General features: G+C 63.4%; 21 protein-coding genes and 3 pseudogenes. 12 read left to right on the top strand and 12 right to left on the bottom strand.

The window, feature by feature from the left end:
• Positions 1-21: 21 nt before the first annotated feature.
• Positions 22-716, bottom strand: a pseudogene (locus ACVDG8_RS21510) (aspartate/glutamate racemase family protein).
• Positions 717-850: 134 nt separating this feature from the next.
• Positions 851-3,033 (bottom strand): annotated as a pseudogene (locus tag ACVDG8_RS21505) (primosomal protein N').
• 90 nt (positions 3,034-3,123) lie between these two features.
• Here ACVDG8_RS21505 and fsa point away from each other — a divergent pair.
• On the top strand, positions 3,124-3,780 hold the full coding sequence (gene fsa / locus ACVDG8_RS21500) for a fructose-6-phosphate aldolase (RefSeq protein WP_447256494.1): 657 nt from the start codon (positions 3,124-3,126) through the stop codon (positions 3,778-3,780).
• A 68-nt stretch (positions 3,781-3,848) separates the two neighbouring features.
• On the opposite strand, the gene lptE is transcribed toward fsa, so the two are convergent.
• Positions 3,849-4,433, bottom strand: a complete 585-nt coding sequence (lptE, locus tag ACVDG8_RS21495) for an LPS assembly lipoprotein LptE (RefSeq protein ID WP_447256493.1) — start codon at positions 4,431-4,433, stop codon at positions 3,849-3,851.
• Positions 4,420-7,050 carry a leucine--tRNA ligase gene (gene leuS, locus ACVDG8_RS21490; RefSeq protein ID WP_455707205.1) on the bottom strand — a complete coding sequence of 877 codons (2,631 nt, stop codon included), beginning with the start codon at positions 7,048-7,050 and terminating at the stop codon, positions 4,420-4,422. Before leuS ends, lptE begins: the two co-directional genes overlap by 14 nt.
• Before the next feature lie 147 nt (positions 7,051-7,197).
• Here leuS and ACVDG8_RS21485 point away from each other — a divergent pair, with 147 nt between their 5' ends.
• The 3 genes and pseudogenes from ACVDG8_RS21485 (at position 7,198) to ACVDG8_RS21475 (ending at position 9,615) form a co-directional block, all read left to right on the top strand.
• Positions 7,198-7,860, top strand: a complete 663-nt coding sequence (locus ACVDG8_RS21485; RefSeq protein ID WP_447256491.1) for a YggS family pyridoxal phosphate-dependent enzyme — start codon at positions 7,198-7,200, stop codon at positions 7,858-7,860.
• 199 nt (positions 7,861-8,059) lie between these two features.
• Positions 8,060-8,464, top strand: coding sequence for a hypothetical protein (locus ACVDG8_RS21480; RefSeq protein WP_447256490.1), 405 nt, complete (start codon positions 8,060-8,062; stop codon positions 8,462-8,464).
• A gap of 102 nt (positions 8,465-8,566) precedes the next feature.
• Positions 8,567-9,615, top strand: a pseudogene (locus ACVDG8_RS21475) (aldo/keto reductase).
• Between the two features lie 67 nt (positions 9,616-9,682).
• Here the strand turns inward: ACVDG8_RS21475 and ACVDG8_RS21470 are convergent.
• A complete protein-coding gene (locus ACVDG8_RS21470) occupies positions 9,683-10,588 on the bottom strand; it encodes a LysR family transcriptional regulator (protein ID WP_447256488.1) in 906 nt (301 codons plus the stop codon).
• A gap of 206 nt (positions 10,589-10,794) precedes the next feature.
• Between ACVDG8_RS21470 and ACVDG8_RS21465 the strand changes: the two genes are divergently transcribed.
• Positions 10,795-11,976 carry an MFS transporter gene (locus tag ACVDG8_RS21465; RefSeq protein WP_447257407.1) on the top strand — a complete coding sequence of 394 codons (1,182 nt, stop codon included), beginning with the start codon at positions 10,795-10,797 and terminating at the stop codon, positions 11,974-11,976.
• Positions 11,977-12,019: 43 nt separating this feature from the next.
• Positions 12,020-13,054: an aldo/keto reductase gene (locus ACVDG8_RS21460; protein ID WP_447256487.1), complete on the top strand. Its 1,035-nt coding sequence runs from the start codon at positions 12,020-12,022 to the stop codon at positions 13,052-13,054.
• Between the two features lie 59 nt (positions 13,055-13,113).
• Here ACVDG8_RS21460 and ACVDG8_RS21455 read toward each other — a convergent pair whose 3' ends face one another.
• On the bottom strand, positions 13,114-13,506 hold the full coding sequence (locus tag ACVDG8_RS21455; protein WP_447256486.1) for a DoxX family protein: 393 nt from the start codon (positions 13,504-13,506) through the stop codon (positions 13,114-13,116).
• Between the two features lie 129 nt (positions 13,507-13,635).
• Entirely contained in the window at positions 13,636-13,908 is a 273-nt protein-coding gene (locus ACVDG8_RS21450; protein WP_447256485.1) for an usg protein, read from the bottom strand.
• Between the two features lie 305 nt (positions 13,909-14,213).
• Between ACVDG8_RS21450 and acs the strand changes: the two genes are divergently transcribed.
• Both acs and ACVDG8_RS21440 read left to right on the top strand, forming a co-directional pair.
• Positions 14,214-16,169: an acetate--CoA ligase gene (gene acs / locus ACVDG8_RS21445; RefSeq protein ID WP_447256484.1), complete on the top strand. Its 1,956-nt coding sequence runs from the start codon at positions 14,214-14,216 to the stop codon at positions 16,167-16,169.
• A complete protein-coding gene (locus ACVDG8_RS21440; RefSeq protein WP_447256483.1) occupies positions 16,169-16,915 on the top strand; it encodes an MOSC domain-containing protein in 747 nt (248 codons plus the stop codon). Before acs ends, ACVDG8_RS21440 begins: the two co-directional genes overlap by 1 nt.
• 193 nt (positions 16,916-17,108) lie before the next feature.
• Here ACVDG8_RS21440 and ACVDG8_RS21435 read toward each other — a convergent pair whose 3' ends face one another.
• The 3 genes from ACVDG8_RS21435 to ACVDG8_RS21425 form a co-directional block, all read right to left on the bottom strand.
• On the bottom strand, positions 17,109-18,377 hold the full coding sequence (locus ACVDG8_RS21435) for a class I SAM-dependent methyltransferase (RefSeq protein WP_447256482.1): 1,269 nt from the start codon (positions 18,375-18,377) through the stop codon (positions 17,109-17,111).
• Between the two features lie 481 nt (positions 18,378-18,858).
• The gene (locus ACVDG8_RS21430) at positions 18,859-20,220 is read right to left on the bottom strand and encodes a pilus assembly protein TadG-related protein (protein ID WP_447256481.1); all 1,362 of its coding nucleotides are present in this window, start codon (positions 20,218-20,220) and stop codon (positions 18,859-18,861) included.
• 325 nt (positions 20,221-20,545) lie between these two features.
• On the bottom strand, positions 20,546-21,415 hold the full coding sequence (locus tag ACVDG8_RS21425) for a transglutaminase-like domain-containing protein (protein ID WP_447256480.1): 870 nt from the start codon (positions 21,413-21,415) through the stop codon (positions 20,546-20,548).
• Between the two features lie 183 nt (positions 21,416-21,598).
• On the opposite strand from ACVDG8_RS21425, the gene ACVDG8_RS21420 reads away from it, so the two are divergent.
• Positions 21,599-22,264: an HAD-IA family hydrolase gene (locus ACVDG8_RS21420; protein WP_447256479.1), complete on the top strand. Its 666-nt coding sequence runs from the start codon at positions 21,599-21,601 to the stop codon at positions 22,262-22,264.
• A gap of 1 nt (position 22,265) precedes the next feature.
• Here ACVDG8_RS21420 and ACVDG8_RS21415 read toward each other — a convergent pair whose 3' ends face one another.
• Positions 22,266-22,487 (bottom strand): DUF1674 domain-containing protein, encoded by a 222-nt coding sequence (locus ACVDG8_RS21415; RefSeq protein ID WP_447256478.1) that lies wholly within the window; start codon positions 22,485-22,487, stop codon positions 22,266-22,268.
• Positions 22,488-22,620: 133 nt separating this feature from the next.
• Between ACVDG8_RS21415 and htpX the strand changes: the two genes are divergently transcribed.
• The 3 genes from htpX to ACVDG8_RS21400 are packed head-to-tail and all read left to right on the top strand — an operon-like array spanning position 22,621 to position 25,315.
• A complete protein-coding gene (gene htpX, locus ACVDG8_RS21410) occupies positions 22,621-23,658 on the top strand; it encodes a zinc metalloprotease HtpX (protein WP_447256477.1) in 1,038 nt (345 codons plus the stop codon).
• Positions 23,655-23,969 (top strand): hypothetical protein, encoded by a 315-nt coding sequence (locus ACVDG8_RS21405; RefSeq protein WP_447256476.1) that lies wholly within the window; start codon positions 23,655-23,657, stop codon positions 23,967-23,969. The genes htpX and ACVDG8_RS21405 overlap by 4 nt, the downstream gene beginning before the upstream one ends.
• The gene (locus ACVDG8_RS21400) at positions 23,966-25,315 is read left to right on the top strand and encodes an RsmB/NOP family class I SAM-dependent RNA methyltransferase (RefSeq protein ID WP_447256475.1); all 1,350 of its coding nucleotides are present in this window, start codon (positions 23,966-23,968) and stop codon (positions 25,313-25,315) included. The genes ACVDG8_RS21405 and ACVDG8_RS21400 overlap by 4 nt, the downstream gene beginning before the upstream one ends.
• A gap of 234 nt (positions 25,316-25,549) precedes the next feature.
• Here the strand turns inward: ACVDG8_RS21400 and ACVDG8_RS21395 are convergent, their stop codons facing one another.
• Positions 25,550-26,476, bottom strand: a complete 927-nt coding sequence (locus ACVDG8_RS21395; protein WP_447256474.1) for a phytanoyl-CoA dioxygenase family protein — start codon at positions 26,474-26,476, stop codon at positions 25,550-25,552.
• Positions 26,477-26,493 lie beyond the last annotated feature (17 nt).

Below are 26,493 nucleotides of genomic sequence, written 5' to 3'. Positions count from 1 at the left end.
GGACACATTAGACGTTACGCATCAGGACAATGCGAAATCGACCGCGGCCTCGGCATGGATGCGCGTCGTGTCGAACACCGGAATGTCGAAATCGCCCTGCCCGATCAGCATGGTGATCTCGGTGCAGCCCATGATGACGCCGTCCACCCGGTCGTCTCGCCGCATGCGACCGACCTCCCCGACATAGGCCGCATGCGATTCGGCTTTGACGATGCCCTGGCAAAGCTCGTCGTAGATCACCTTGTGCACCATGTCGCGACCGTCCGGGTCGGGCACCACTGGTTCAAGACCGTATTTGTCGGCAAGCCGTCCCTTGTAGAAATCCTGCTCCATGGTGAAGCGCGTGGCGAGCAGCGCCGGGCGCCTGACGCCGGCTTCAACGATAGCACGACCCGTGGCGTCGGCGATGTGGATGAGTGGAATCGATATCGCCGCCTGCACATCGTCGGCCAGCTTGTGCATGGTGTTGGTGCAGATCAGCAGGCCTTCGGCGCCGCCGGCCTCAACCTGCGCGCCGCTTCCACCAGAAGCGCTCCGGCGCCTTGCCAGTCGCCCGCGTGCTGCCGTTCGGCGATCTCGGCGAAATCGAACGACCACAACAAGAGCTTGGCCGAGTGCAGCCCGCCGAGCCGCTCGCGCACGATCTCGTTCAGCAGACGATAATAGATCGCTGTCGATTCCCAGCTCATGCCGCCGATGAGGCCAAGGGTTTTCATGCGCCGATACTCCTTCGGGACTGCTTGCTGGAGCGTTTCACCGTTTTCACGGAAAGGGCGAAACGTTCTAACTCTTTGTTTTTACGCAATTCCGAACGGAAAACCGCTTCACACTTTTCCTGGAGTTGCGCCGCTTATAGGAAGCTCTGCGGGTCAATGTCGACCTGCACCCGCACTGAACCGCGCAGCTTCGGCCCTTCGGCGAGCATCCTTCGGATGAAACCTTGCATGTCGGCGCGCCGCTCGCCCTGGATCAGCAGGCGGAAACGATGACGGCCGCCAAGCAGTGACAGCGGCGCCTCGGCAGGGCCGAGCACGAACAGGTCCGAAGCCTGGGGGCGGCACGCCTCAAGGCGCGCGCATGGCTCTCGGCCTCGCCCCGTGTCGCGGCGCTGATGATGATGCCGGCGAGCCGGCCGAAGGGCGGCAGAGCGGCCCGTTCGCGCTCGGTGATCTCGCGTTCGTAGAAAGCTTCCGAATCGCCGGAGACGATCGCCCGCATCACCGGATGTTCCGGCTGGTAGGTCTGCAGCAGGCCCAAGCTTTTCTTGCCCGTCCTGCCGGCGCGCCCCGTCACCTGGCTGAGCAGTTGGAAGGTGCGCTCGGCGGCGCGCGGATCGCTATTGGCAAGACCGAGGTCCGCATCGACCACGCCGACCAGCGTCATGCCGGGAAAATTGTGGCCCTTGGCGACAAGCTGCGTGCCGATGACGATGTCGGCCTCGCCATTGGCGACGGCTTCGAGTTCAAGCCTGAGCCGGCGCACCCCGCCCAGAAGGTCGGACGAGAGCACGATGGTGCGGGCGTCAGGAAAATGCGCGACCACTTCCTCGGCGATGCGCTCGACGCCTGGACCGCATGCCACGAGATGGTCGAGCGTGCCGCATTCGGGACAGGCTTCGGGCCGCTTTTCGTTGTGACCGCAATGGTGGCAGACGAGTTGGCCGCGAAAGCGATGCTCGACCAGCCAGGCCGAGCAGACAGGGCAGCCGAAACGATGGCCGCAGACCCGGCACAGCGTCAGCGGCGCATAGCCGCGCCGGTTGAGGAAGAGCAGCGACTGCTCCTTTCTCTCCAGCGTGCGCTGCATCTGGTCGATCAGGACCGGCGACAGGAAGCCGCCGCGCGCCGGCGGCGAACGCCGCATGTCGATCGATTTCAGGTCGGGAAGCGCGGCGTCCGCGAAACGCGACGACAGCACCGCCCTGTCGTACCGGCCCTGGCTGGCATTGACCCGGCTTTCGACTGAGGGCGTCGCCGAGGCAAGCACGACCGGAAAGCCGCCAATATGGCCGCGCACCACCGCCATGTCGCGGGCATTGTAGAAGACGCGGTCCTCCTGCTTGTAGGCAGGATCGTGCTCCTCGTCGACGACGATCAGGCCAAGCTTCTTGAACGGCAGGAACAGCGCCGAGCGCGCGCCGGCGACGACGCGCACACCGCCTTCCGCCACCTGGCGCCAGACACGCTCGCGCATTCTCGGCGGCAGGTCGGAATGCCACTCCGCCGGCTTGGCGCCGAACCGGTCCTGGAACCGCTCGAGGAAGGCATGCGTCAGCGCGATTTCCGGCAACAGGATCAGCACCTGCTTGCCCTTGTCGAGCGCCGCCGCCACCGCCTCGAAATAGACTTCCGTCTTGCCCGATCCGGTGACGCCGTCGAGCAAGGTGACGTTGAAGGCATCGCCCGCGATCGCCCAACGCAGTTTCTCAGCCGCAGCCTTCTGGTCCGGCATCAGCTCCGGCGTTGCGTGCGTCGGATCGGGCGCCGCCACCACCGGCCGTGGCGGAATCATCACCGTCTCGAACACGCCCTGCGCGCGCAGCCCGTCGATGACGGTCGAGGACGCGCCCGCGGCATGCGCCAGCCCCGAGCGCGTCCAGGCGAGGCCACCTTCGGCCGTCTCCAGCACGCGCCGTCGCGCGTCGGTCAGTCGGTCCGGCTCGGCCAGCGTGCGCTGCAGGCCTTCGATCCAGGGTTCCGGGTCGAAGGCTTCCGGCGCTCGCAAAAGCATGCGCGCCACCATGCCGGGCGCCGACAGCGTGTACTGCGCGATCCAGTCGACGAAGCGGCGCATGGCCAGGTCGATCGGCGGGCAGTCGAAGACCTGCTCGATCGGCCGTAGTTTCTTGGCATCGACCGCTTCGACCGCACCGTCCCAGACGATACCGGCGACCTGGCGCGGCCCGAGCGGCACGCGCACGATCGAGCCCGGCACCACGCGCATGCCGGCAGGCACCGCATAGGTGTACGGGCGTTCGGCCGGCATCGGCACCAGCACCGGCGCGGCTGCGACAAAGGGCGAATCTTCGATCATCGGGCGTGACCTTGCCCCGACTTTGGTCTAGATCAAAGGGCAACCCCGAATGTGCATTGGCATGCACGTGGAAATCTTCAGGAGACCCCCATGAAATTTTTTGTCGACACCGCTGACATCAAGGACATCAAGGAACTGAACGACCTGGGGCTGCTCGACGGCGTCACCACCAATCCCTCGCTGATCCTGAAATCGGGTGGCAAGATCTCCGAGGTCACCAAGCAGATCTGCGACATCGTCAAAGGCCCGGTTTCGGCCGAAGTCGTCGCCACCGAATACAAGGATATGATGGCCGAGGCCAAGATCCTGGCCAAGATCGCCGACAATGTCTGCATCAAGGTGCCGCTGACGCTGGACGGCCTACGCGCCTGCAAGACGATCCGCACCGAGATGAACCGCATGGTCAATGTCACGCTGTGCTTCTCGGCCAACCAGGCGCTGCTCGCCGCCAAGGCCGGTGCTTCGTTCATCTCGCCCTTTGTCGGCCGCATCGACGACACCGGCTCGGACGGCATGGAACTGATCGCCGAAATCAAGCAGATCTACGACAATTACGACTATCCGACCGAGATCCTGACGGCCTCGGTGCGCACGGTGAACCACGTCAAGCAGGCCGCGCTCATCGGTGCCCATGTCATCACCGCGCCGCCGGCGACGCTGAAGGCGCTGGTCAATCATCCGCTGACCGACAAGGGCCTCGCCGCCTTCCTCGCCGACTGGGCCAAGACCGGCCAGAAGATCAGCTGACATCCTCTCGTCAGAAACAAAAAGGCCGGGTGACCGGCCTTTTTCTTCAGACATCACTGACGTCGAAACTACCCCACCTTTTTGCCGTGCTTGACCAGGTCCTGGGCGATCGCAAGCCGCAAAAAGTCAGCCAACTCGCGCGCTGCGCGGTTCTCGGCATCGATCTGGGCACGGTAGGCCGCATATTCCTGCAGCGGCCGGTCGAAGGACGATGGCACCGAACGTTTGCCGACGGCGATCACCGTGTTGGTCGCGGTGTCACGCAGCACATAATTGGCGGTCAGCGTCACCGTACCCGCGGTCGGTTCGTCTTCCTCGGTCTGGATCTGCACGGTCGCGGCCGATTCGACCAGTTCGGTAACACCGAGATCGAGCACATAGGCCGGCGAGGCCGGCTGGCCTGAGCCCTGGCCGAAGGCGAAGATCAGATTGTTGCGCACCTGTTGCGCGTAGCGGGTGTTGACCGGCTTGATCGAGATCGAGCCAAGCTCCGCGGACGCGCTGAGCTGCGATCCCGTCGACAGCGGCTGGTTGGAATAGAGCGGCCTGACCGTGCAGGCCGAGACCAGCATCAAGGCCGCGACCATGCCGCAAACCGCAAAGCGACCGCGCAGGCGGGCCGCTTCTGACTTCACCGGATCAGGCAACGACATTGACGATCCTCTGCGGCACGATGATCACCTTGCGCGGAGCCTTACCTTCCAGTGCTTTTTGCACGAAGTCGAGAGCCAACACCGCTTTTTCGACGGCACCTTGATCCGCGTCGCGGGCAATTGTCAAATCGCCGCGCTTCTTGCCGTTGACCTGCACCGGCAGCACGATCTCGTTGTCCACGACCAGCGCCGGATCGTAGACCGGCCACGGCCGTTCGGCGACCAGATCGGTCCCGCCCAGCTCATGCCAGCACTCTTCGGCCAGATGCGGCATGACCGGCGCGACCACATGCACCAGGATCTCCACCGCTTCGCGGCAAGCGCCTTTCAGCGCCGCATCGGCCTTGCCCTCGGCAACGTCGTTGAGCGGCGTGGTCAAGGCATTGGCGAGCTCGTAGATGCGGGCGATCGCACGGTTGAAGCCGAGCCTCTCGATGTCCTCGCCGATCGCTTTCAGGATCTTGTGCGCGGCTTTGGAAACAACACCGGCCTCACCGTCCTTCGCCGCTTCCGGCTTGACGCCACCAAGTGTCTCGGCGGCGATCGAGACCAGGCGCCAGACGCGCTGGATGAAGCGATGCGCGCCGGCGGCGCCATCGTCGGTCCATTCGACGTCGCGCTCGGGCGGCGAATCCGACAGCATGAACCAGCGCGCCGTGTCGGCGCCGTAGCCGTCGGTGATGTCTTCCGGGCTCACCGTGTTCTTCTTCGACTTCGACATCTTTTCGAGCGAGCCGATCGCCGCCTCTTCGCCGGTGGCGATTTCGAGGGCGCGGCGCTTACCGCCGCCCGCATCCTCGATCCTGACTTCGCTTGGCGCCAGCCAGCGGCCATTGGTCGACGCCCCGCCGACCCGGTAGGTCTCGTGCACCACCATGCCTTGCGTGAACAGGCCCTTGAACGGCTCGGCGAGGTCCAGATGCCCGGTCTCGCGCATGGCGCGGGTGAAGAAGCGCGAATAGAGCAGGTGCAGGATCGCATGCTCGATGCCGCCGATATACTGATCGACCGCCAGCCATTCATCGGCCGCTTTCGGCTCGGTCGGCTCGTTGGCCCAGGGCGCGGTGAAGCGCGCGAAATACCACGACGAGTCGACGAAGGTGTCCATCGTGTCGGTCTCGCGCCGCGCATCGCGACCGCATTGCGGACATTTGACATGCCGCCAGGTCGGATGCCGGTCGAGCGGATTGCCCGGGCGGTCGAACTCGATGTCGTCGGGCAGCTTGACCGGCAGGTCGGCCTTCGGCACCGGCACGACGCCGCAGGCCTCGCAATGGATCATCGGGATCGGGCAGCCCCAATAGCGCTGGCGCGAGATGCCCCAGTCGCGCAGGCGGAAATTCACCTTGCGCTCCGCCATCGGCCGGCCGCCGATCGTCTTTTCTTCCAGCAGTCTCGCCACTTCGTTGAAGGCCTGCTCGGGCTTCATGCCGTCGAGGAAGCGCGAATTGATCATCACGCCATCGTCGACATAGGCCTCTTCCGTGACCTGGAAAGTCTTTGCGTCGGCGTCTTCCGGCATCACCACCGGGATGACCGGCAGGCCGTATTTGTTGGCGAAGTCGAGGTCGCGCTGATCGCCCGACGGGCAACCGAAAATGGCGCCGGTGCCGTATTCCATCAGCACGAAATTGGCGACATAGACCGGCAGCGTCCAACTGTCATCGAACGGATGGACGACGCGGATGCCGGTGTCGAAGCCTTTCTTCTCGGCCGTCTCAAGCGCCGCCACCGAGGTGCCCATGTGACGGACCTCGTCGATGAATTTGGCCAGCGCGACATTGGCCTCGGCGGCCTTTTTGGCCAGCGGATGGTCGGCGGCGACGGCCATGAACGAGGCGCCGAAAATGGTGTCGGGCCTGGTCGTGTAGACTTCCAGCTCGTGGGCGTCGCCGGCAGGCTTTGCCAGCGGCCAGCGGATCAGCAGCCCTTCCGAGCGGCCGATCCAGTTCTGCTGCATCAGCTTGACCTTTTCCGGCCATTCGCCGAGGCCGTCCAGCGACTCCAGCAGGTCTTGCGCGTAATCGGTGATCTTGAAGAACCACTGCGTCAGCTCGCGCTGCTCGACCAGCGCGCCCGAACGCCAGCCGCGGCCGTCGATGACTTGCTCATTGGCAAGCACCGTCATGTCCTCCGGGTCCCAATTGACCTTCGAGGATTTGCGCGTCACCAGCCCCTTCTCGACGAAGTCGAGGAACAGCATCTGCTGGCGATGATAATAATCGACGTCGCAGGTGGCGAATTCGCGCGCCCAGTCCAGCGACAGGCCCATCATCTTGAGCTGTTCGCGCATGGCGGCGATGTTGGCGTAGGTCCATTCCTTGGGATGGACCTTGTTCTGCATGGCCGCGTTTTCGGCCGGCATGCCGAAGGCGTCCCAGCCCATCGGGTGCAGCACGTTGAAACCCTTGGCACGCTTGTAGCGCGCCACCACGTCGCCCATCGTGTAGTTGCGGGTGTGGCCGATATGGATCTTGCCCGACGGATAGGGGAACATCTCGAGCACGTAGTATTTCGGCTTCGGGTCGTCGTTGCGGGCCTCGAACAGCTTCTTTTCGGCCCAGGCCTTCTGCCATTTGGGCTCTGACGTGCGCGGATTGTATCGTTCAGTTGCCATCGGGTGTTTTTCACTTAAAAGCAGGCACGAGGCGCCGGACAAGGCCGGGCGCCTAAGGAAATGTCGTCGCGGTGTTCACCATGGATTGCCGGACCCGTCAACTGCGACGGCCCGCGTGGACACGAAAACTATAGGCAGGATATAGGCATGACGAGCGCCGTCGAGCAGCTTCACGCGGTCAAGGCGAAGATCGCAAACGCCGAGCGTGAGGCAAAGCGCCTGCCCGGCGCCGTCACGCTGGTCGCCGTGTCGAAGACCTTCGAAGCTGAAGATATTCGCCCGGTGATCGAAGCCGGCCAGCGCATCTTCGGCGAGAACCGCGTGCAGGAAGCGCAGGCGAAGTGGCCGGTGCTGAAGGCGGCTTTTCCCGATATCGAGCTGCATGTGATCGGACCACTGCAATCCAACAAGGCGAAAGAAGCGGTGGCGCTTTTCGATGTCATCGAGACCGTCGACCGCGAGAAGATCGCCGCCGAACTCGCCAGGGAGATTGGCAGGCAGGGCCGGTCACTGAGGCTCTACGTTCAGGTCAACACCGGCTCGGAACCGCAAAAAGCCGGTATCGAGCCGCGCGATGCGGTCGCCTTTGTTGCCCGTTGCAGGGATGTCCATGGCCTCGTCATCGAAGGCCTGATGTGCATTCCGCCGGCCGACGAGAATCCCGGCCCGCATTTCGCGCTGCTCGAAAAGCTTGCCCGCGAGGCCGGCGTCGCAAAACTCTCGATGGGTATGTCCGGTGACTACGAAACAGCGGTCGCCTTCGGCGCCACCAGCGTCAGGGTTGGCTCGGCGATCTTCGGCAGCCGCTGACCCGAGCAATTCCAGGAAAAGTGTGAGCAGTTTTCCGTCCGGAATTGCGTAAAAACAAAGAATTAGAGCGTTTTACCGTTTCCGTGAAACGGTGAAACGCTCTGGGCGCGTCATACCACCGCATTGTCCGATCAGGTCAGCGCGTTAGCTGACGACAAGGAACCGAATGAGTGGCTCTTCTGAGCCAAAGGAGGTCCCCATGACCATCACACCTCACGACCACGACATCGGACACCACCGGCACGTTTTCCACGGGCTGCACGCATGGATTTACTTCGCCATGGCAGGGCTTGCAGCCTGCTATGCACTGTCGGCCTGGATAGGCTTCAGTGGCAGTGGCTATGACGACTACCTGCTCGTCATAGTGACCGGATTCATCGGCATGTCCGTGATGCTGCCGGCCATTGCCGGCCGCGTCTGGCGCCATCATCGAACCGGCAAATCCACTCATGCCACGACCTTCGCCGATTGGATGGAAGGCGAGTTCGACACCGTTGAGCACCCCGTCAAGGCCAGCACGGCAGCGATCGAAATTCTTCTGCCTCTCGCGGCCGTCGCGTTCGGAATGACAGCGTTCGCGATCCTTGCCCTGGTTGAAAGCTGACGCTTACATATCCAGACGAACAATCCCGTTGTTCCAGCGCTTGAAACGAAACGGTCCGTTCCTATTTGCTTTGTGTCGTCACAAATCTCCTGGAGCCGCACCATGCGCTACAATCAACTCGGCAATACCGGCCTGTTCGTTTCCGAACTCTGCCTCGGCACCATGACCTTCGGCGCCGCCGGCCAGAATGCCCAATGGGGCCTGATCGCCAGCCTCGATCAGAAGGGCGTGAACGAGATCGTCGGCCGTTCGATAGCCGCCGGCGTCAACTTCTTCGACACCGCCGACGTCTACTCCGTCGGCCAGTCCGAGCAATTGCTTGGCCAATCGCTGAAGGATCTCGGCGTCAAAAGATCCGACGTCGTCATCGCCACCAAGGTGCATGGAGCGATGGGCAGCGGCCCGAACGAGCGTGGTTCCTCACGCGGCCACATCATGGATTCGGTCGAGGGCAGCCTGGAGCGGCTGCAGCTCGATCATATCGATCTCTACCAGCTGCACGGCACCGATACCGTGACGCCGATCGACGAGACGCTGCGCGCGCTCGACGATCTCGTCGCCAGCGGCAAGGTGCGCTATGTCGGCGTCTCCAACTGGCAGGCCTGGCGCGTCGCCAAGGCGCTCGGCATTGCCGACCGCAAGGGCCACGCTCGCTTTGAAACCATTCAGTCCTACTATTCCATCGCCGGCCGCGACCTCGAGCGCGAGATCGTGCCTTTGATCAATGAGGAGAAGCTCGGCCTGATGGTCTGGTCGCCGATGGCCGGCGGCCTGCTGTCCGGTAAGTACGGCCCCGGCGCGCCCGGCAATGGCGAGGGCCGCCGCGCCGCTTTCAACTTCCCCCGGTCAATGAGGACCGCGCCTGGGCGGCGGTCGCCGTCATGCGCGACATCGCCAAAAAGCACGAAGTCAGCGTCGCCACGGTGGCGCTCGGCTATGTGCTGGCAAAGCCGTTCGTGATGAGCGTCATCATCGGCGCCAGCCGCATGGACCAGCTTGAGCAGAACCTTGCGGCAACGACCGTGAAGCTCGACGCCGACGACCTCGCCAAGCTCGATGAGGTCAGCGCGCTGCCGGCCGAATATCCCGGCTGGATGCTGGAGCGGCAAGGCGCCGGCCGTCGTCCCGCACCATTTGTGCCGAAGGCGTAGTCCTCCTTCGAGACTCAAGACATTGCGAAAGTCGCGTGCCTATCGGTGCGCGGCTTTTTGCTGTCGTTCAGAGCCGGACAGTCTCGGCGAGAAAATCGAGAAAGGCCCGCACCCGCGCGGGCAGATGCTTGCCTTGTCCGACATAGACGGCGTGCGTCGGCTCCTCGTCGCCGGGATTGAAGTCTTCCAGCAGTTGCACCAGTCGGCCGGCGGCGATATCGGGCCCGACATGCCAGCGCGCCAGCCGGGAAATTCCGGCGCCGGCAATCGTCAGCAGACGCATCGCCTCGCCATCGCCGACCATCATGTTGCCGGCGATCGGAACGGTAACCGGAGCGTCGCCAGGGCCGACGAACGGCCAACCGTCGATGTAACGCGCAAAGCCGAAGGCAAGGCGGGTATGATGCTCGAGGTCGGCGGGCGTGCGCGGTGCGCCGCGCGCTTCCAGATAAGTTGGCGCCGCCACCACCACCATACGGCTCTGGCCGAGCTTGCGCGCCACCAGCCGTGATTCGCCGAGCAATCCCGCACGTATGGCGACATCAGCGCGTTCCTTCATCAAATCGATGACGTTGTCGGTCAGCATTGCCTCGACGGAGATCTCGGGATAGCGCTCGAGGAAGCGCGGCAGCAGCGGGATCAGCCGGTGCTGGCCGAACGGCACGTAGCTGTTCACCCGCAGCCAGCCGCGCGGCGCCGCGCCGGCCGCCGCTTCCCGTTCGGCCGCATCCATGTCGGCGATGATACGAACGCCATTGTCGTAGAAAGTGGTGCCTTCCGGCGTCAGCTGCAGCTTGCGTGTCGAGCGGCTGACCAGCCGCGCGCCAAGCCGTGCCTCCAGCCGCGCGATCAGCTTGCTGACGGCCGACGGCGTCATGCGCAGCGCCCGCGCCGCGGCCGAAAAGCTGCCCGCTTCGACGACGCGCACGAACACTTCGATCTCGCCGGAGCGGTTGATGTCGGGTCTGGCCATTCGTGAATCTATTTCACAGATAATATGACTGATGCAAGACTGGTTCACAGGCAAGCTAATCACGATCTTCCCGGTCGTTGCATGATCCCGAACCGAAGGTCAGCGAAAGCAAAAAGCGGGAACCGGTTTTCGGAAAAGGCCATGCTCCAACAAAAATCTAGGGCGCGTGACTGAGCGTCCTTTTCATGATCGGACGGACCAACGCCATGCCTCCTGCTCTCTATGCCCTCACCGCTGGCGCCTTCGGCATCGGCGTTACCGAATTCGTCATCATGGGCCTGCTGCTCGACGTCAGCGCCGATCTCAGCGTCTCGATCTCGGCCGCCGGCCTGCTTATTTCCGGCTACGCGCTGGGCGTCGTCGTCGGGGCGCCGCTGCTTGGCGCGCTCACCGGTCGCCTGCCGCGCAAGACCTTGCTGCTTGCGCTTATGGTGGTCTTCACCGTCGGCAACCTCGCCTCCGCGCTGGCGCCCGATTATTGGACGCTGATGGCCGCGCGGGTGTTGACCGCTTTTGCGCACGCCTCGTTCTTCGGTGTCGGCTCGGTCGTCGCCACCGGGCTGGTCGCGCCCAACAAGAAGGCTTCGGCCATCGCCATGATGTTCACCGGCCTCACCGTGGCCAACATCCTCGGCGTGCCGTTCGGCACCTGGCTCGGCCAGGCGTATGGCTGGCGCTCGACCTTCTGGGCGGTGACATTGGTCGGCGTGACGGCCTTTGCCGTCATCCTTTTTCTGGTGCCGCGCAGCCAGGCGGCGCCCGAGAAGAGCGACCTGCGCGCCGATCTCGCCGTGCTGCGCCGCACGCCGGTCCTGCTTGGCTTCGCCACCACCGTGCTCGGCTTCGCCGGTGTCTTCGCTGTCTTCACCTACATCGCGCCGTTGTTGACTGAGATCAGCGGTTTCAAGGAAGCGGCCGTGTCGCCGATCTTGCTTATCTTCGGCGGCGGCCTCATCGCCGGCAATCTGGTCGGCGGCAAGGTCGCCGACCGCTGGCTGGTGCCGGCCGTTCTCGGCAGCCTCGCGGTGCTGGGACTGGTGCTCGCAACCATGAGCTTCGCCATCCACAGCCAGGTCATGGTCGTGATTTATATCGGCCTGCTCGGTGCTGCCGCCTTCGCCACCGTGGCGCCGCTGCAGATGTGGGTGCTGGAAAAGGCGCAAGGTGCCGGCCAGAGCCTCGCCTCATCCTTCAACATTGCCGCCTTCAACCTCGGCAATGCTTTGGGTGCCTGGCTAGGTGGTGCAGTCATTGCCCATGGCCTTGGCCTGGGCTCCCTGCCCTGGATCGCCGCCTTGCTGCCGCTTGTGGCGCTCGGCGTGGCCGCTATAGCGCTGCGTCTCGATCGCACGCCCGCCCTCGCCACCATCGCCTGTGCCCAGTCGTAAGCATCCCGGCAAATTCGTTTTCGACACGACCAAGGAGCAAAAGATGGACTATCGACCTCTCGGCGCTTCCGGCCTGAAAGTGCCGGCGCTTTCCTTCGGCGCCGGAACCTTCGGCGGCTCCGGCCCGCTGTTCAGCCATTGGGGCAACAGCGACGCGAGCGAAGCGCGCCGTCTCATCGACATCTGCCTGGAGGCTGGCGTCAATCTCTTCGACACGGCGGACGTCTATTCCAACGGCGCTTCGGAAGAGGTGCTGGGCGCGGCGATCAAGGGCCGCCGCGACGCGGTGCTGATCTCGACCAAGACATCGCTGCCGATGGGCGACGGCCCGGCCGATTGGGGCGCGTCGCGCTCGCGGCTGATCAAATCGGTCGACGCGGCGCTGAAACGTCTCGGCACCGATTACATCGACCTTCTGCAGTTGCACGCCTTCGATGCCTCGACGCCGATAGAGGAGGTGCTGTCGACACTCGACGACCTCGTGCGCGCCGGCAAGCTGCGTTATGTCGGCGTGTCGAACTTCTCCGGCTGGCAGGTGATGAAATCGCTCGGCCTGGCCGACAGCCATGGCTACACACGCTATGTCGCGCATCAGGTCTATTACTCGCTGCTCGGGCGCGACTATGAATGGGAACTGATGCCGCTTGGCCTCGATCAGGGCGTCGGCGCGCTGGTGTGGAGCCCGCTGGGTTGGGGTCGCCTGACCGGCAAGATCCGCCGCGGGCAAAAGCTGCCGGAAGGGAGCCGGCTGCACGGCACGGCCGATTTCGGCCCGCCGGTCGCGGACGAACATCTCTACCAGGTCATGGACGCGCTCGACGCGGTGGCGCAGGAAACCGGCAAGACCGTACCGCAGATCGCCATCAACTGGCTCTTGCAGCGGCCGACTGTCTCGTCGGTGATCATCGGCGCTCGCAACGAGGAACAGCTGCGCCAGAACCTCGGTGCGATCGGCTGGGCGCTGACGCCGGACCAGATCAGGACGCTGGACACCGCAAGCGAGGTCACCGCGCCCTATCCGTACTTCCCCTATCGGCGGCAGGAAGGCTTTGCCCGGCTCAATCCACCGGCGGTATGATGATCATCCGGCTCAGGCCGTGCCTTCGCGGCCTGAGCATTCCTGCCACCCTGCAGGACCTATCCCAAGATCGGCCAAAGCGCCGCTGAGCCGCTGCCGATCAAGGCGATGACGACAAGGCAGACGATCCACAGCGCAGGATATTCCCAGCCACCACCCTGATTGGTGAACCAGAAGCCGTTCTTGCCGTGGACGAGCACGATCGTGCCGGCCATCAGCGGGATCAAAAGGATCGCCGCCAGCCTGGTCGCGACGCCAAAGATCAGCCCGAGCCCGCCGGCCGTTTCGGCAGCGATGGCAATCAGCCCGAAATAGCCGGGAACACCTAGCGACTGAAAATAGTCGACCGTGCCCTTGGGCGTGAACACGGCGTATTTGAGATAGGCGTGCGCAAGAAACAATCCGCCGACGCTGAGACGAAGCAGCAGCGCGGCATAGTCGAACGCGGTCATGACCGGTCTCCAGATCGGACGCCGCTCCTGGCCCATTGCCTCGCCGGCTCCGTATCTGAAAAGCTAGTCGACGCAGACGCGCCTGTCTTCGCCAGGGAATGGAAACAGGCTGTCAACAACAACCGGCATTCAGTGCAGCACGAACTCGCCGTCCACTTTGCGCCACTCGTTCGGCGCGATCAGCTTTTGATGCGTATAAGTGATCGAGTGCAGCGGGCCGTCGAGCTTGGCTTTCCAGAACTCGATGAAGCGGATCAGCACCGGGAACTTCGGTGCGAGATCGTAGTCCTGCCAGATGAAGCTCTGCAGCAAATGCGGATGGTCTGGAAAATGATAGAGAATCTTGGCCGTGGTCAGCCCATAGCCTTTGAGCATCAGGTCCATTTCGGCATGGTCGCGCATCGCGGTACCCCTGGTCGGTTCTCCTTTCCTCCCAACGTTGGATTCTGCGCCCAGTTGCTTAACTGTCTATTGATTTTTTCTGATCTCGAGCGGCATTTTCATCGCCAAAACAGCTGGTTAGCAGCGACGAAACGTGAGTGCTGACAGCGCTTTGCACATGTCCTGCGGCATCCCGCCACGCGAATCCAACGTCTAATGTTGCCGTCGGCGCGGAACTGTTAATAATGCCGCCGAATTCGCGGCTGCGTCGCCGTGATCCCTGCCGGTGGTCAAGCCGGCGGCTGGTTCGGGAGGAAAGAGAAGACATGTCCGAGGTGAAGATCCATCGCGTCCAGCCGGCGTGGAAGAAGAACGCGCTGATCGACAACGCCACCTATCTCAAATGGTATGCCGACAGCGTGAAGGATCCGGACAAGTTCTGGGGCAAGCATGGCAAGCGCATCGACTGGTTCAAGCCGTTCAGCAAGGTCAAGAACACCTCCTTCGACGGCAAAGTCTCGATCAAGTGGTTCGAGGACGGGCTGACCAACGTTTCCTACAACTGCATTGACCGGCACCTGAAGAAGCGCGGCAACCAGACCGCCATCATCTGGGAAGGCGACAATCCCTACGACGACAAGAAGATCACCTATAACGAGCTTCATGAGTACGTCTGCCGGCTGGCCAATGTGATGAAGAAGCACGGCGTCAGACGAGGTGACCGCGTGACCATCTACATGCCGATGATCCCGGAAGCCGCTTACGCGATGCTCGCCTGCACGCGCATCGGCGCCATCCATTCGATCGTCTTCGGCGGATTTTCGCCGGACGCGCTGGCCGGCCGCATCGACGACTGCAAGTCGACCTTCGTCATCACCGCCGACGAGGGCCTGCGCGGTGGCAAGCCGATCCCGCTCAAGGAAAACACCGATAAGGCGATCGAGATCGCGGCCAAGGCCGGCACCAAGGTCGAGACCGTGGTGGTCGTGCGCCGCACCGGCGGCAAGATCGGCTGGGTGACAGGGCGCGACGTCTGGTACCACGACGAGATCGCCGCCGTGAAGGCGGACTGCAAGCCGGAGAAGATGAAGGCCGAGGATCCGCTGTTCATCCTCTACACTTCGGGCTCGACTGGCAAGCCCAAGGGCGTGCTGCACACCACCGCCGGCTATCTCGTCTACGCCTCGATGACGCACCAATATGTCTTCGACTACCATGACGGCGACATCTACTGGTGCACCGCCGATGTCGGCTGGGTCACCGGCCACAGCTACATCGTCTATGGACCTTTGGCCAACGGCGCCACCACGCTGATGTTCGAGGGTGTGCCGAACTACCCCTCGCAGTCCCGCTTTTGGGAAGTCATCGACAAGCACAAGGTCAACATTTTCTACACCGCGCCGACGGCGCTGCGCGCGCTGATGGGCGCAGGCAACGACCCGGTGAAGAAGACCTCGCGCAAATCGCTGCGTGTGCTCGGTTCGGTCGGCGAGCCGATCAATCCGGAAGCCTGGGAGTGGTACTTCAACATCGTCGGCAACGGCAAGGTGCCGATCGTCGACACCTGGTGGCAGACCGAGACCGGCGGCATCCTGATCACGCCGCTGCCCGGCGCCACCGACCTCAAGGCCGGCTCCGCGACGCGGCCCTTCTTCGGCGTCAAGCCGCAACTGGTCGACGGCGAAGGCAAGGTGCTGGAGGGCGCCGCCGACGGCAATCTCTGCATCACCGATTCCTGGCCCGGCCAGATGCGCACCGTCTATGGCGACCACGACCGCTTCGTGCAGACCTATTTCTCGACCTACAAGGGCAAGTACTTCACCGGTGACGGCTGCCGCCGCGACGCCGACGGCTATTACTGGATCACCGGCCGCGTCGACGACGTCATCAACGTATCCGGCCACCGCATGGGCACGGCGGAAGTGGAATCGGCGCTGGTCAGTAATGAGAAGGTTTCCGAGGCCGCCGTCGTCGGCTACCCGCACGACATCAAGGGCCAGGGCATCTACAGCTACGTCACCTTGATGAAGGGCGTGGAGCCGAGCGAGGAGTTGCGCAAGGAGCTCATCGCCCATGTCCGCAAGGAGATCGGCGCCATCGCTTCGCCCGACAAGATCCAGTTCGCGCCCGGCCTGCCCAAGACGCGCTCGGGCAAGATCATGCGCCGCATCCTGCGCAAGATCGCCGAGGACGATTTCGGCGCGCTCGGCGATACGTCGACACTGGCCGATCCGGCCGTGGTCGACGACCTCGTCGCCAACCGCCAGAACAAGAAGGGCTGATGGCCGGCGAGCCCGCACTCGGCACCGTCAGCCAGCTCTGGCGTTACCCGGCGAGTTCGCTCGCCGGTGAGCCGCTTAATGCCATATCGATCGGCACGACGACCGTTGACGGCGACCGGCTGTTCGGCCTGGTCGATGCCGACGGCGAGATCGCACGGCCAGATCGCGAAGTTAGATGGCACAAAGTGCCGCTGATCCGCACCCGGCTGACCGAAGATCGCCGGCTCGAAGTGGCGGTGCCCGGTGGCGACTGGCTGTCGGCGCCGGATCCCGAAAGCGACCGCGCCGTTTCCGCCTTCCTTGGCTTTGCGGCCTCGATCCTGCCTTTCGGAAAAGAGAATGCGGCTTCGGACTATACCGGTCCGCTTACGGCCGCGCGCTACACCAAGGCGCCGATCCACCTGCTCACCACCGCCTCGCTGGCCAGATTGAAAACGTTGCATCCCGATGGCGTGCCCGATCCGCGCCGTTTCCGGCCCAACATCCTGGTCGACATGGAACCCGTCGACGGCTCCTTCCCGGAAACCGAATGGATCGGCCGCAAGCTCACGGTCGGCGACCTTCTACTAACCGTCTCGGAGCCTTGCCGCCGCTGCGGCTTCACCATCATCGCCCAGGACGGTTTCGACAACGATCCCGGCATCCTGCGCAATGTGGTGCGCCACAACGACCACAATCTCGGCGTCTACTGCACCGTCGACCGGCCGGCGCGTGTCGAGATCGGCGCACCGATGCGCTTCATTTAGAGCAATTCCAGGAAAAGTGTGAGCGGTTAAGTTCGGCGACTTCGCCGTAACCCTCCGTCCGGAATTGCGTCAAAACAAAGAGTTAGAGCGCTTCGCCGTTTCCGAGAAGCGGTGAAACGCTCTAGACCCCTCGACAGCGAGGCAGGCGAACCGCACACCTTGGAGCTGGCGGTGGCGATAGCCGCCGATCTCACTACCGATACAGATCCGCCCGCGTCGGCGGCAGGCCGCTTGGGCCGCGCGCGCGTTTGGTGGCGACGGTCTGGAAAATCTGCGCCGAAGCACGCTCGAAGGTGACCGAGCATCCGGTGAGATAGAGCAGCCACAGCCGCGCCTTGGCCTCGCCGACTTCGGCGATTGCCTCGTCGAAACGCGCGTGCAGGCGCTCGGCCCACAGGCGGCAGGTGCGCGCGTAGTGTTCGCGCAAATTCTCCACGTCGTAAACAAGGAAGCCGTGCGCCTCGAGATTGCCTGTTGTCATGCCGATCGTGTCGAGCTCGCCGCCGGGAAAGATGTATTTGATCAGCGCCTTGTACTCCGCCCCCTTGCGCAACGTCTTCTTGATGTCGCCCTTGCTGCGCCTGGTGATGGCGTGGTGCAGATAGATGCCGCCTGGTTTCAGCAGGCGATGGACGGTCGAGAAATAGGCCGCGTGGTTGACGAGCCCGAGATGCTCGAACATCCCGATCGACGAGATCTTGTCGAAAGAGCCGGTAAGCTCGGCATAAGATTTGATGTCGATGGTTATGCGGTCTTCCAGGCCTTCGGCACGGATGCGCTCGCGGGCAAGATCGGTCTGCGCTTGCGACAACGAAACGCCATGGCCGACGACGCCGTAATTCTTCGCCGCATGGATGAGCATGGCGCCCCAGCCGCAGCCGATGTCGAGCAGCCTTTCGCCCGGTTTCAGCCGGAGCTTGCGGCAGATATGGTCGAGCTTGTCGAACTGCGCCTGATCGATGCCGTTGGCGAAATCCGTGAAATAGCCGCAGCTGTAGACCATGCGTTCATCGAGGAAGAGGCGGTAGAAGGCATTCGAGATGTCGTAGTGATGCTGGATCGCTTCCTGGCTCGACCCGCTGACATAGGGGTTGCGACCGGAAAGATCGCTGCGCGCGCTCATCTGCTTTCGCGAGAACAGCACAGCCGGCAGATCGCGCAAGATCGCCAGCTTCGGCAAGGATTTGAGCTTCGTCCTGAGCTTGCCTTGCGAGGGCAGTGCGTAGAAATCGAACAGCGTCCCGTCCTCGATGTCGACGGTCTTGGAAATCCACATCTCGATCAGCGTCGAGAACGCCGGCCGACGCACCAACTGCCAGACGATGTCCTGGTCATTGATGGTAAGCACGGGGCCGGCAACCGGACCGATGCGCTCTCCGGTCCACAGGCGGACCGCAAAACCCGGCTTTAGCGTCTCGATCACCGTTCGCACGATGCGAGCGGCCTTTTCGGCTGCCTCCATGCGGATACCTCCCGAATACCAGCAGTCTCCTCACCCCGGAGTGTGCCCGCGCCGACGGCCAATCGCAAGCCGGCCGCCGCGAGCCACGGTCCCTGGCTATTTCAAACCTGCATCTTGTCTTTTGCCGCGACACACCCCATCCTGTGTGCGTGTTCAACAAACTGAAAGGAGGTGATCCGATGTCGAGTGATTTCGTTTTCCATAACGTGAGCTCAGCGGATTGCACTTCCGGGAAGCAGTCTTCCCGTTAAGGCGCGAGACGCGCGGCAGGTAGCCTGAAGGGGCTGTCGCCTGAAGCCGCGTCATGGACGGAAACACGGAAGGCCGCCGGCTTCGTCAAGAAGCGGCGGCCTTTTCCTTTTGAACCATGTCGATCGGTGATTTCTTAGAGCAATTCCAGGAAAAGCGTGAAGTAGTTAAGTTCGGCGACTTCGCCGTAACCCTCCGTCCGGAATTGCGTAAGAGCGAATAGATAGGGCCGCTATTTGGTCACCGTCAGCTTGTCGATGTTGCGCACGATATCCTGGAACGCCTGATCGAGTTCGGCGCCGTTGGCGGCCTGGTAGAAATGCTTGGTGTTTCCGGTGTCCGGAGTGGCGCAGCTCTGCAGTGTCGACTTGGCATTCTTCTCGGTGAGGGCAAAACCGATGGTGAATATCTCGATGCCCTGGTCGCGCATCGCCGAGCATAGCGTCGTCGCGGCGGTGCGTGTCTGCACCTTGCCGGCGTCGTTGTAGACCTGATCCGGATCGGTGGCGTCGAAATACGACAGGTTGAATTCGCCGTCGGTCATCAGGATCGCATATTTGGCGACCTTCTTCGGATCCATCCTGGCCGGCCGCTCCGAAGCCTTCATCACGCCGCCCCAGTTCTCCGACAGCATGTACCACGCCCACTGGACGCCGATATGGCCAGCAGTGCCGCCGGACGCATCAAGGTTCTTGATGACATTGTTCAAAGCCGTAGCATCCGTGGTCAGCGGCTGCACCGTTGCGACCGGGCAAGCTCGTGTGCCGCTCTGCCTGGCGAAATCGGACAGATAGAAATCGCGGTTGACCATGCTAATTTCGGGGCCAGCATCCGAATATTGATAGGCGCCCTTGCGCTCGGTGGCGCAATTGTCCGGGCGCGGCGATGCCGAGACATATTTCGGATCGTCATTGCCCGGCGCCTGCTTGCGCTCGCTGAGCTTGGTTTCGACAAAGACGCTGCTTGCGGCGAGCGAACCGGCATTGACCGAATTGGCATAGGGCACGATTGCCACCCGCACCCGGGGATTGGAGGCATTCTGGCCATCGAGGAAGGAATCGACCGCGTTGCCGGCCGCCGCCCTCAAATCCTTGATCTTCTGGCCGGCCATCGAGCCGGTGACGTCGAGCATCATCGCCACTTCGATCGTCTTGTCGGAATAAAGCGCTGTGGTCGAGCCGGTCACACGCCGCATGCTGTCCGTGCCGAACAGCGGGAAATAGAGGCCGACATCGACATGCACGTCCGCCTGCACGGTGTTGGCTGTCCTGTTGACGATAAGCTTGTCGATGACGATCTGGTTGGCCTGGAGGATGCCGGCCGTGCTGTTGGCGTCGAGGAACGCCTGCACCATTGTCTTGGCGTCTGCTTCCTGGATTACGCCGAGGGTGAGATCGCGTGCCGTTGAGGTCACCGCCGCATCGACGACGCCTTGCAGGCTCGATCTCGCATTGTAGAGCTGCGAGATATTGACCGCGAATCCCACCCCCAGCGCGAGGACCGATGCGGCAGCTCCGAACAGAACCGCGAAATTACCCCCGCGATCCCGGGTAAAGTCGTCCACCCCACGAACGACACCTCTGAACTGCCGCATCCCTTCCGCCTCCACTGTATGCGGCTTCGTGCCGCTCGGTGGATGCGCTGCAGGATTTCGGCCAGACGCGCCGACGGCGGGGCGAGAACAGCCTTAACAGCCCGTTAATTTGTTGTTTTTGTTGGATTTTCGAGAACATGACGGTGAACAGGAAGTAAACAAGAGAGCGGTGGCGGCAGGCCGTTCAGGAATCGCTTACCATAGGCCGCCCCAAGCACTATTCGCGCCATGACGGCGCTTCCCGCTTCGGCACAACCGAGCCTGTCCCGAAGCGGCTCAGCAACGATCATGGACCGGACTGATACAGCGCCCGCGACAGCCCGGACTAGGCCAGCATCCGTGCGCTGGCTGTCCGGTCGATGCCGTGATGCGGCGGGTTGAAACAATTGCCTTCCTGCTCATGGGTCCAGACCTTGAACAAGGCGAGCTGGTGTGGCCCGAAGCTGTGCAGCAGCGGCACGTCGGTGGCGTCGCGGCCGCGCGCAATGACGACGCGACCGATCCTTGGCCGGTTGTGGCGCGGATCGAACGTGTACCATTTGCCGTCGAGGAAGACTTCCATCCAGGCCGAGAAATCCATCGGCGCCGGATCGGCCGGCACGCCGATATCGCCGAGGTAGCCGTTCACATAGCGCGCCGGGATGTTCATGCAGCGGCAAAGCGTGATCGCCAGATGGGCGAAATCGCGGCAGACCCCGACTCGCTCCTCATGCGCCTGCGCTGCCGTGCGAGTGGCGCGGGCATAGCCGTAACCGAAGGAAAGACGGTTGTGCACGTGGTCGACAATCGCTTGCACCCGCGCCCAGCCGGGCGGCAGGTGGCCGAAGAGCTGCCAGGCGAGACCGCCCAAATGATCGGTTTCGCAATAGCGGCTGCCGAGCAGGTAGACCAGCACGTCGTCCGGCAGCTCCGCCACCGGCGTTTCACGCGCCAGCGTGTTGATTTCGTCTGCCTCGCCGCTGTCCTCTATCGCCGCGTCATAGAGGATACGGAAGCTTCCGGCGGGCGCGGTGAAGCGGCGGCAGATGTTGCCGTGACCGTCGCGATAGGCTCGTGTCGGAACCGAAGGTGAGGTCAGCACCCGCGTTTGCCGTTTGATGTCGTTTTGACGGTCGGGATGGATGTCGAGCAGCGAAATGATGGGCGTCGCGGCGACGCAGTCGATGGCGATTTCGTAGCCGAGCCGGATCAGCATCGATTCCCCTTTGATGATTGTTGGTCATTGGATGACTTTGCTCAACGCGACAGGGACGGTGTTGTTCCTGCGCCAAGTCGAAATGCCGCCCTTCCCACATGCCGCCATCGCGGCTACGGTGCGGGCGCGCTCCGCGCCTCCCCGAAAACAGATCCCCTCACCGAAACAGACTCAGGGTACCAGATGTTTCCAGGCAGAAAGTTCGCCGCCTTTCTTTTCGACATGGACGGCACGGTCCTCAACTCGATCGCCGCGGCGGAACGGGTCTGGACGAAGTGGGCTGAGCGCCATGGGCTGGACGTGGCAAGTTTCCTGCCGACGATCCACGGCAAGCGGGCGATCGAGACGATCGGCGGGCTGGGACTGCCGGGCGTCGACGCCGTCGCGGAGGCCACGGCACTGCTCAAGGCCGAGGCGGACGATCTCGAGGGCATCATCCCGATCCCTGGCGCCATGGTGTTCCTCAAGTCGCTGCCGCCGCAGCGCTGGGCCATCGTCACCTCGGCCCCACGCGAGCTGGCGCTGTTGCGCATGCACGCGGCCGGTATCCCGGTTCCCGCCATGATGGTCACAGCCGAGGACGTCACCCATGGCAAGCCTGCGCCGGACTGCTTTCTTTTGGCGGCAAAACGTCTCGGCGCCGATGCCCGCGACTGCCTTGTCTTCGAGGACGCGCCGGCCGGCATCGCGGCTGGCGAGGCTTCGGGCGCTTCGGTGATGGTGATCAGCGCCACGCACGTCCATCCGGTGGTCACGCCGCATCCAACAATCCGCTCCTATGACGAAATCGGCGTTGCTGTCGATAACAAGGGCTGGATGGCGCTCGCGCCGGAGCGCGCCGTCGCTTAGCCTAAAAGTCGGTGGCGAGGCCCTTCACCTCCCAGTCGCCATAGCGGCCGGGCTCTTTACCGCCTCGACCGCCGATCTCCTTCGGCAGTTGGGCTTCCGCCTCACGGTAGAGCTTGCGTCGGGCTTCGGCTTCAGCCAGTGCTCGCTGCGCTTCTGGCGTCAAAAGCTTTTGCGGCTCTCCAGCCGCATCGACGACCTCGGTTTCGCCTGGCTCTTCACTCATGCGATAAGTCCCTGCCGATTGAAACGGACACCGGTATTTCCCATCATATAGCCATGACGCAACCAAGATCGACCCCTATTCATGAGCATCGGAATATCCCGGTCCGATGCTCTAGCCATGACCGGATGAAACGATGAACACGCTTCGCACCGCCATGCTTCTTGCCGCGATGACGGCGCTGTTCATGGGCGTCGGCTACATGATCGGCGGCTCGGGCGGCATGGTGATCGCCCTGTTGTTCGCCGCTGGCATGAACCTGTTCAGCTACTGGAACGCCGACAAGATGGTGCTGTCGATGAACCGCGCCGTCGAGGTGGACGAGAAGAACGCGCCGGAATATTACGCCATCGTACAGGCGCTGGCCAAGCAGGCCGGCCTGCCGATGCCGAGGACCTATCTGATCGACAATCCGCAGCCCAACGCCTTCGCCACCGGCCGCAATCCCGAGAACGCGGCCGTGGCCGCCTCCACCGGATTGCTGGAGCGGCTCAGCCACGAAGAGGTCGCAGCCGTGATGGCGCATGAGCTCGCCCATGTGCAGCATCGCGACACGCTGACCATGACGATCGTCGCGACGCTGGCTGGCGCCATCTCGATGCTCGGCAATTTCGCCTTCTTCTTCGGCGGCAATCGCGACAACAACAATCCGTTCGGTTTTGTCGGGGTGCTCGTGGCGATGATCGTGGCGCCCTTTGCCGCCATGATCGTGCAGATGGCGGTGAGCCGCACCCGCGAGTACGAGGCCGACCGGCGCGGCGCCGAGATCTGCGGCCATCCGCTGTGGCTGGCTTCGGCGCTGAACAAGATCGCGCGTGGCGCCGAACAGATCCCCAATCCCGACGCCGAGCGCAACCCGGCGATGGCGCATCTCTTCATCATCAATCCACTCTCCGGCGAACGCATGGACAGCCTGTTCTCGACCCATCCGAGCACGGAGAACCGCATCGCCGCGCTGCAGGAAATGGCGCGCGAGATGGGCGGCGCGCCACAGCCGTCCCGGCGCCAGGCTTCCGCGCCAACCATCCAGCCCGAGGAGCCATCTGCCGGACCTTGGGGTAACAGGCCTGCTGACGTTGCAACGCCCTCCAAGCCGGAACCGCCAAAACCCAATCCATGGGGCCGCAACCCGACGGGACCACGCAATATCGGGTCCAGAGGTCCGTGGTCGTGACCAGGAATGGCGATATCTCGCTGGCGCAGATGCGTGATCTTTGCGCCATCTACTGGAACCCTATAGGCATACCGATGGCGAACCTGGCGTCGTCGAGCGAACTACGATCCCGCCCGCTTCCAGAGGACGAGTATGATATCTATTTGCTTCATGTCATCCGGCTCGTTAGCGATGGCGCTTCGCCACTGGAAATTGGGGACTATCTAGGCATCGTGGAGAATGAGTACATCGAGATGACCTCTCCCCCAGGAAGCAAGGATGCTTTCGTCAACGCTGTGTTCGAACTAGCCAAGCAAATACCGACAAAATGAAGCCCGTACAAAGCCAGGCTTCAGAGGTTGCCGGCCTTGCCGCGCGCAAGGCCGCGGCGCGCCTGCTGGCCGCCGTCATCGATGCCCGTACCCCGCTCGACGGCCTGACCGACAACGAGCACGGCCATCCGCAGTACAAGGCGCTTGACGGTCGCGACCGCGCGCTGGTGCGCGCCATTCTGGTCACCGCCCTGCGTCATCGCATGACCATTGCCGGCCTGCTGGCCAGGCGGCTGGAAAAGCCGCTGCCGCCCAACGCCACCGCGCTGTCGCATATCCTGCATGTCGCCGCCGCGCAGATCCTGTTCCTCGATGTTCCCGACAGCGCCGCCGTCGACCTTGCCGTGACTCACGCCAAGTCCGATCCGCGCACCGCGCGCTTTTCCGGTCTCGTCAACGGCGTGCTGCGCTCGCTCGCCCGCGCCAAGGAGGCCGAGCTTGCTCCGGCGCTCGCCGCCACCAGCGAGGCGCCGCAGTGGTTTTCCGAACGGCTGGTCGCGGCCTATGGCGCCGACAAGGCCGGCGCCATCCTTGCCGCCCACCGCCATGAGGCGCCGGTCGATTTCAGCGTCAAAACCGATCCGGCACTGTGGGCCGAACGCCTAGGCGGCATCGTGCTGCCGACCGGCACCGTCCGTGTCGAGAAGCTCGCCGCCAACGTCATCGACCTGCCCGGTTTTGCCGACGGCGCCTGGTGGGTGCAGGACGCGGCGGCCAGCCTGCCGGCGCGCCTGTTCGGCGATATAAGGGACCAGCGCGTCGCCGACCTCTGCGCCGCGCCCGGCGGCAAGACAGCGCAGCTTATCCTGGCCGGCGCCAAGGTCACCGCCGTCGACACCTCGAAGAACCGCCTGGCGCGGCTGGCGCAGAATCTCGAACGCCTCGGCCTGAACGCCGAACTGGCACAGACCGACCTGCTGGATTACCGGCCAGCCGAGCTCTTCGATGCCGTGCTGCTCGACGCGCCCTGCTCTTCCACCGGCACGGTGCGCCGCCATCCCGATGTGCCGTGGAGCAAAACCATGGCCGATGTCGAAAAGCTGGCCGCGCTTCAGCGCAGGCTTCTCGACCGCGCCGTCGGCCTTGTCAGGCCCGGCGGCCGCATTGTGTTCTCCAACTGCTCGCTCGATCCGATCGAAGGCGAAGCGCTCTACGGCGCCTTCCTCGCCGGCAACCCTGGCGTGGCCGCCGATCCGATCCGGCCTGGCGAGTTCGCCGGCGTCGATCCGTTCCTGAAGCAGGATGGCACGTTGCGCACCACGCCTGCGGACCTGGACTTGGGGTCGGCTGGCATTTCCGGCCTGGACGGTTTCTTTGCCGCGCGGATGCGGCGGGCTGGCAACTAGGATCTCGTCATTCTATGGCGGAGCAAGGAGCGAAGCGACGCGGCGCAGACCATAGAATCCATTCCGTGACTCCGAAGCCTTGCCGCGATGCCGAATCTGCCCCGCTGCACTTACGATCAAGGTCACGGAATGGATCCTCGGGTCTGCGCTCCGCTTCGCGTCGCTCCGCCCGTGGATGACGACATCAGAGGGGCTTCGGCCCGCGGGCCGGCATCACCTCAACGTCGGAACGCCTTAAAGCATGTCGTCCAGGGACCAATGATGCCCCCAACGGGCATCGATCTCGTCGTCGACATTCTGGTAGCGTATGTCTGTCGACAGCCGGATCAGGCCGTCAAGGCTCTGGTTGGTCGTGGAAGCGTGGATCATATGGGGTGAGTGCAGCACGACATCGCCGGCCTCGTAATCCGCCATCAGCCAACGCGTGTCGAACCGCTCCGCCATCCGCGGCAGGTCCTTCGACACCCAGCCGCCTTCGCTCATGTTGCGATTGTAGGCGCTGATGCGCTCTTCTGGTGTGAGCTGGGCATTATCCCTGGCGAATTGGGCCTCCATGGCGGCGCCGATGGCGTGCGAGCCTTCCAGGTATACCAGTCCGCCCATGTCGATGGACACATCGCCGAGCGGTATCCATGCCGTGACGACGCGGCTGGTGCCGCCGCGCAGATAGACGAGGTCATAATGCGCCGGTGTGGCGACGGCCGTCCCCGGCAAGGTAAAGCGCATGATCTTGCGCTTGTGCAGGTAGGACAGACCGCCGACAAACGCGTCCATGAGACGCGACATCCGCGGTTGCGCGCAAAAGCCCTCATAGGCGGTTGATCGGACCAGCGACATCAGCCGGCGATCGGCAAGCTGGCGATCGAACGTATCGTCGGATGCAATGCCGAGCGACGGATCGGTCCCCGGCTTCAGCAGCCCGCTCTGAGAAAGATGCGAAAGCACCCAGCCGCGAAAATCGACCACATCGCCGCGCGGCAGCAGGCCCTTCAGCCAAACATACCCTTGCTCCGCGTAGAGATGGCGAATGGCCTCGATGCCGACGCAGGGTTGGGTCGGGCTGAGATATCCCAGCCGGTTCGGCGCCGTCGACAGCATCTTGCCGTTGGCTTCCAGCGCGACGGCGGGTTGCGACGATGATTTTACAGCCGATATCGACATTTCACGCACCGGAAAGT

The sequence above is a fragment of the Mesorhizobium sp. ORM8.1 genome, from assembly GCF_053005525.2.
This window is presented reverse-complemented; position numbering and strand designations above follow the sequence as displayed.

Bases quoted from the DNA above. Each gene is read 5' to 3' on its own strand.
- ACVDG8_RS21420 (WP_447256479.1), top strand. From the start codon at position 21,599: ATGTTTCCAGGCAGAAAGTTCGCCGCCTTTCTTTTCGACATGGACGGC.
- ACVDG8_RS21435 (WP_447256482.1), bottom strand. From the start codon at position 18,377: ATGGAGGCAGCCGAAAAGGCCGCTCGCATCGTGCGAACGGTGATCGAG.
- acs (WP_447256484.1), top strand. From the start codon at position 14,214: ATGTCCGAGGTGAAGATCCATCGCGTCCAGCCGGCGTGGAAGAAGAAC.
- fsa (WP_447256494.1), top strand. From the start codon at position 3,124: ATGAAATTTTTTGTCGACACCGCTGACATCAAGGACATCAAGGAACTG.
- ACVDG8_RS21465 (WP_447257407.1), top strand. From the start codon at position 10,795: ATGCCTCCTGCTCTCTATGCCCTCACCGCTGGCGCCTTCGGCATCGGC.
- ACVDG8_RS21425 (WP_447256480.1), bottom strand. From the start codon at position 21,415: ATGCTGATCCGGCTCGGCTACGAAATCGCCATCGACTGCGTCGCCGCG.
- leuS (WP_455707205.1), bottom strand. From the start codon at position 7,050: ATGGCAACTGAACGATACAATCCGCGCACGTCAGAGCCCAAATGGCAG.
- ACVDG8_RS21460 (WP_447256487.1), top strand. From the start codon at position 12,020: ATGGACTATCGACCTCTCGGCGCTTCCGGCCTGAAAGTGCCGGCGCTT.
- ACVDG8_RS21480 (WP_447256490.1), top strand. From the start codon at position 8,060: ATGACCATCACACCTCACGACCACGACATCGGACACCACCGGCACGTT.
- lptE (WP_447256493.1), bottom strand. From the start codon at position 4,433: ATGTCGTTGCCTGATCCGGTGAAGTCAGAAGCGGCCCGCCTGCGCGGT.
- ACVDG8_RS21400 (WP_447256475.1), top strand. From the start codon at position 23,966: ATGAAGCCCGTACAAAGCCAGGCTTCAGAGGTTGCCGGCCTTGCCGCG.
- htpX (WP_447256477.1), top strand. From the start codon at position 22,621: ATGAACACGCTTCGCACCGCCATGCTTCTTGCCGCGATGACGGCGCTG.
- ACVDG8_RS21450 (WP_447256485.1), bottom strand. From the start codon at position 13,908: ATGCGCGACCATGCCGAAATGGACCTGATGCTCAAAGGCTATGGGCTG.
- ACVDG8_RS21485 (WP_447256491.1), top strand. From the start codon at position 7,198: ATGACGAGCGCCGTCGAGCAGCTTCACGCGGTCAAGGCGAAGATCGCA.
- ACVDG8_RS21455 (WP_447256486.1), bottom strand. From the start codon at position 13,506: ATGACCGCGTTCGACTATGCCGCGCTGCTGCTTCGTCTCAGCGTCGGC.
- ACVDG8_RS21470 (WP_447256488.1), bottom strand. From the start codon at position 10,588: ATGGCCAGACCCGACATCAACCGCTCCGGCGAGATCGAAGTGTTCGTG.
- ACVDG8_RS21395 (WP_447256474.1), bottom strand. From the start codon at position 26,476: ATGTCGATATCGGCTGTAAAATCATCGTCGCAACCCGCCGTCGCGCTG.
- ACVDG8_RS21430 (WP_447256481.1), bottom strand. From the start codon at position 20,220: ATGCGGCAGTTCAGAGGTGTCGTTCGTGGGGTGGACGACTTTACCCGG.
- ACVDG8_RS21440 (WP_447256483.1), top strand. From the start codon at position 16,169: ATGGCCGGCGAGCCCGCACTCGGCACCGTCAGCCAGCTCTGGCGTTAC.
- ACVDG8_RS21415 (WP_447256478.1), bottom strand. From the start codon at position 22,487: ATGAGTGAAGAGCCAGGCGAAACCGAGGTCGTCGATGCGGCTGGAGAG.